The organism is Enterobacter sp. T1-1 (assembly GCF_000710795.1).
Classification (GTDB): Bacteria; Pseudomonadota; Gammaproteobacteria; order Enterobacterales; family Enterobacteriaceae; genus Enterobacter; species Enterobacter cloacae.
Genome location: NZ_JALW01000096.1, coordinates 1 through 4465 on the forward strand (window position 1 = coordinate 1; position 4465 = coordinate 4465).

A 4465-nucleotide genomic window follows, 5' to 3' on the forward strand; every position below is an offset into this window, starting at 1 on the left:
TGCTCACCCGGCCACGGTAAAAATCCTGCTCCATGGTATAGCGCGTTCCCAGCAGCGCCACGCGACGCATCCCCGCCGCGCCAATCGCGCGACCTGTTGCATCCGCAATATGCAAAAACGGCAGCGGGCAACGTGCTTCAATGTGCGAAGCGACTTTATGCATCGTGTTGGTACAGAGCAAAATCCCTTCGGCACCGGCACGCTGAAGCCCGAGTGCCGCCTGCGCCAGTATCTCTCCGGCTTTATCCCATTCACCGCTCGACTGGCACGCTTCAATCTCATGGAAATCCACGCTGTGCAGCAGCAAACTGGCAGAATGCAGTCCCCCGAGGCGCTGCTTCACCCCTTCATTAATTAATCGATAGTAGGGAATGGTTGATTCCCAGCTCATGCCACCCAGCAGGCCGATTGTTTTCATTATCCCTCCTTCTCTGTTTATCTCAGTGAAGCAAACTTGTGATCGCGTTTCCAGTTCTTTGTCGCGCCGTTTCTTTTTAAAAGAAGGTGATATAAATTAAATGAAACATTATTTCATTTTATGATGGGGGAAGGCATGTTTATTTTCCACAACGAGACCACGCTTGACGATCTGGGTAACGGCGTAACCCGTCGGATCCTGGCCCATAGCGGTAAGATGATGGCGGTTGAAGTGAATTTTGCCCAGGGCGCGATTGGCCCGATGCATAGCCATCCGCACGAACAGCTAACCTATGTGCTGTCCGGTGAGTTTGAATTCACCATTGGTGAAGAGAAGCATATCGTCAGGGCCGGCGATACGCTCTACAAAGCGCCGCATGTCATGCACGGCTGCGTATGTCTTCAGCCCGGCACCCTGCTGGATACCTTTACCCCCGTACGGGAAGATTTTCTGCAATAAAAAAGGGCGCTGATTTCAGCGCCCTTTTTTCTCTGCGTCGGTTATTCCGCTACCGGCTCTGGCAGCGGGTTACGGCTAAGCATCGCTTCACGAAGCAATACGCTACCGCAGGCGAACAGCCCACCCAGGATCCCCGCCAGCATGACAATCAGCGCTTTCCCCGGGCCATCTTTTTTCACCGGCATGGAAGGCGAAAGCTGATACTTGAAGGGCTCCAGTTTAACGTCTTCAACGGAGAGTTTTTTCAGCTGCGCCAGATAATATTCACGGTTCTGGAAGTCTGCATTCAGCTCAGACACATCCTTAAGATTTTTCTCGATTTGCAATTTCTGCGCGATACCGTCAGCGCCGAGGGCAACGGAGTAATCCGGATCGTCTTTTACGGCCTGTCCGTTGCTGTAGACAGGTTTCTTAATGCCCGCCGCGTTAGCCACTTCCAGCGAATAGTTAAGACGCTGCAGATTGGTGTTGTGAATATTGGTCAGACGCACCCGATCCAGATCCAGCTGCTGCTCTACCACCTTCGTTTTCAGGGCGAGCTGGTTACGGATATTCAGCATGATCTCTTGCTCGACAATCGCGGCAATATACTTGATATACCCTTCCAGAACGGTTTGCGCATCTCCCGCCGTGGGGGCGGTGAAGCTGAGCGTCCAGGAGACGTAAGGCGCTTTATCCGCGTCTTTTACCTGAGTGTTATCAATCGCTTTCATCTTCTCAGAGATATTGACCACCGCACGATGCAGCTCAAGCGGATCCACGTTTGTCCCCTCAAGCTGTGACATAACGTAAGGGGAGGATTTCATATACTCTTCAAGCAATGACTGCGACTGAAACTTTTTGATAAACAGTCCAAACACTTCATCACGGGACACTTTTACGTCCACATCCAGAACCTGGAGTGCCACCATCATCTGGCGCAGCGGGTTCCACTGCGTCTGTTCGGCAGGCGTGATCACCGCTTTACTGGTCCATTTCTGCGGCAGTAAAAAGGCAATCGCCAGTCCGGCCAGCGCAAACGCGAACGCAATAGCAATGATGCGCTTTTTGGCGGCAAGCAGGATGTCTAACAGCCCCAAAAGGTCGATTTCTTTAGTGCTGACAGCCGGGGTGGCATAAGAAGGAAAATCGAGGTCCGTGTTTTTTTTGAAATCCATCGCTGACATAGACGTTCTTCTGTTAAGAGTGCAGGTAATTTCTGCCTCGTGAGTTCAAGTGGTCCGATGATACAAGAAAGTAAGAATAATCTGAACGCGATATTGATCTATCTGTGTACTGGCTATCAAAGTTGGTAGTTAGTACCTTTACGGTATTATTGTTATTAATCATCCGCTTTTCTTTCTGCTTACATGCAAGACCTGCCTTGATCGCCAGAAATAGCGGCAAAATGCCACCCTCCTCACTTTATTGAAACACCGTTTCGATGCTGATCACATTTCCATCATTAAGCGAATGACGCGGGAAAAAATAGCCATAATATAAAATAAAACACTGTTTTATTATTCAAAAACTACGGTTCGGATGACCTGAAACTCATACCGTCATTTCACCCACTGATTGCCAGGTAGGTCTGTATGAATGAAAACAAGCTGCTGGGGCTCGCATGGATATCACCCTACATTATTGGGTTGATACTCTTTACGGCTTTCCCCTTCGTCTCATCGTTTTTCCTCAGTTTTACGGATTACGATTTGATGAGCCCACCGGTGTTTAACGGCATCGAAAACTATCGCTATATGTTTACTGAAGACACGCTCTTCTGGACATCAATGGGTGTCACGTTCGCGTATGTATTTTTGACCATTCCGCTGAAGCTCGCGTTTGCATTAGGGATTGCGTTTGTTCTCAACTTCAAATTACGCGGGATCGGCTTTTTCCGTACCGCTTACTATATTCCGTCGATCCTCGGCAGTTCCGTGGCGATTGCTGTCTTGTGGCGCGCCTTATTTGCGATAGATGGTCTGCTGAACAGCTTTATTGGCGTATTTGGCTTCGACCCGGTGAACTGGCTGGGTGAGCCATCTCTGGCGCTGATGTCCGTGACCCTGCTGCGCGTCTGGCAGTTCGGCTCCGCGATGGTCATCTTCCTGGCGGCGCTGCAAAACGTTCCGCAGTCTCAGTATGAAGCGGCAATGATCGACGGCGCGTCCAGATGGCAAATGTTCATGAAAGTGACCGTGCCGCTGATTACGCCGGTGATTTTCTTCAACTTCATCATGCAAACCACTCAGGCATTCCAGGAATTTACCGGGCCGTACGTCATTACCGGCGGCGGGCCAACCTACTCGACCTATCTGTTCTCGCTCTACATCTACGACACGGCGTTCAAATATTTCGATATGGGTTATGGCGCGGCGCTGGCGTGGATCCTGTTCCTGGTGGTGGCCGTCTTTGCCGGTATCGCCTTTAAGTCGTCGAAATACTGGGTGTTCTACTCCGCCGATAAAGGAGGCAAAAATGGCTGATATTCAACACCTTTCCGCGGCAAGAAGCGTCGCCGAACGCGAGGTTGCCCGTACGCAGCGCAGAGAGAAAATCAACGCCACCGTTCGCTATACGATCCTGCTGTTTGTCGGCCTGCTGATGCTCTACCCGCTGGTGTGGATGTTCTCAGCGTCGTTCAAACCGAACCACGAGATCTTCACTACCCTGAGCCTGTGGCCGGCGCATGCCACCTGGGACGGGTTTATCAACGGCTGGAAGACCGGGACCGAGTACACCTTCGGCCATTACATGCTGAACACCTTTAAGTATGTGATCCCCAAAGTGATCCTGACCATTATCTCTTCCACCATTGTGGCGTATGGTTTTGCCCGCTTTGAGATCCCGTGGAAAAAATTCTGGTTCGCCACGCTCATCACTACCATGCTGCTGCCCAGCACCGTGCTGTTGATTCCGCAGTACCTGATGTTCCGTGAAATGGGCATGTTGAACAGCTACATGCCGCTGTACCTGCCGCTGGCCTTCGCCACGCAGGGGTTCTTCGTCTTTATGCTGATCCAGTTCCTGCGCGGCGTGCCGCGTGACATGGAAGAGGCGGCGCAAATCGACGGCTGTAACTCCCTTCAGGTGCTGTGGTACGTGGTGGTGCCGATCCTGAAACCGGCCATTATTTCCGTCGCCCTGTTCCAGTTCATGTGGTCAATGAATGACTTTATCGGGCCGCTGATTTACGTCTACAGCGTGGATAAATACCCGATTGCACTGGCGCTGAAAATGTCCATCGACGTTACCGAAGGTGCGCCGTGGAACGAAATTCTGGCAATGGCGAGCATCTCCATTCTGCCATCCATCATTGTGTTCTTCCTGGCCCAACGCTACTTCGTGCAGGGCGTCTCCAGCAGCGGAATTAAAGGTTAAGAGGGAAATATCATGGCTGAAGTTGTCTTCAATAAACTGGAAAAGGTTTACTCCAACGGCTTCAAAGCCGTACATGCTATCGACCTGAAGATCGCGGAGGGGGAGTTTATGGTGATCGTCGGTCCATCCGGCTGTGCCAAGTCCACCACCCTTCGCATGCTGGCGGGGCTGGAAACCATCAGCGGCGGGGGAGGGGGGGTCGGGGGGGGGGGGGGGCCCCCCGCCCCC

The 4465-nt window shown here is 51.8% G+C and carries 6 protein-coding genes; 4 read left to right on the plus strand and 2 right to left on the minus strand.

All coding sequences use genetic code 11. The features are described 5' to 3' along the window. Nucleotides 1-418, minus strand: a 418-nt coding sequence (locus tag AK59_RS0122835) for an amino acid racemase (protein WP_029883897.1), incomplete at its 3' end; no start/stop codon positions are given. Between the two features lie 135 nt (nt 419-553). On the opposite strand from AK59_RS0122835, the gene AK59_RS0122840 reads away from it, so the two are divergent. Next, nucleotides 554-877, plus strand: a complete 324-nt coding sequence (locus tag AK59_RS0122840) for a cupin domain-containing protein (protein WP_013098568.1) — start codon at nt 554-556, stop codon at nt 875-877. A gap of 41 nt (nt 878-918) precedes the next feature. On the opposite strand, the gene wzz(fepE) is transcribed toward AK59_RS0122840, so the two are convergent. Further along, nucleotides 919-2043: an LPS O-antigen length regulator Wzz(fepE) gene (gene wzz(fepE), locus AK59_RS0122845; RefSeq protein WP_013098569.1), complete on the minus strand. Its 1125-nt coding sequence runs from the start codon at nt 2041-2043 to the stop codon at nt 919-921. 408 nt (nt 2044-2451) lie between these two features. Here wzz(fepE) and AK59_RS0122850 point away from each other — a divergent pair, with 408 nt between their 5' ends. From AK59_RS0122850 to AK59_RS0122860, 3 genes are all read left to right on the plus strand, one after another. Further along, a complete protein-coding gene (locus AK59_RS0122850; protein ID WP_013098570.1) occupies nt 2452-3342 on the plus strand; it encodes a carbohydrate ABC transporter permease in 891 nt (296 codons plus the stop codon). Beyond that, complete coding sequence (locus tag AK59_RS0122855) at nt 3335-4237, plus strand: carbohydrate ABC transporter permease (protein ID WP_023620436.1); 903 nt, start codon at nt 3335-3337, stop codon at nt 4235-4237. The genes AK59_RS0122850 and AK59_RS0122855 overlap by 8 nt, the downstream gene beginning before the upstream one ends. Before the next feature lie 12 nt (nt 4238-4249). Next, the coding region (locus tag AK59_RS0122860; RefSeq protein ID WP_029883898.1) for an ATP-binding cassette domain-containing protein at nt 4250-4465 on the plus strand (216 nt) is incomplete at its 3' end.

Excerpts from the sequence above, each read along its gene's own strand:
- AK59_RS0122840 (WP_013098568.1), top strand. The coding sequence starts at position 554 with ATGTTTATTTTCCACAACGAGACCACGCTTGACGATCTGGGTAACGGC.
- AK59_RS0122850 (WP_013098570.1), top strand. The coding sequence starts at position 2,452 with ATGAATGAAAACAAGCTGCTGGGGCTCGCATGGATATCACCCTACATT.
- AK59_RS0122855 (WP_023620436.1), top strand. The coding sequence starts at position 3,335 with ATGGCTGATATTCAACACCTTTCCGCGGCAAGAAGCGTCGCCGAACGC.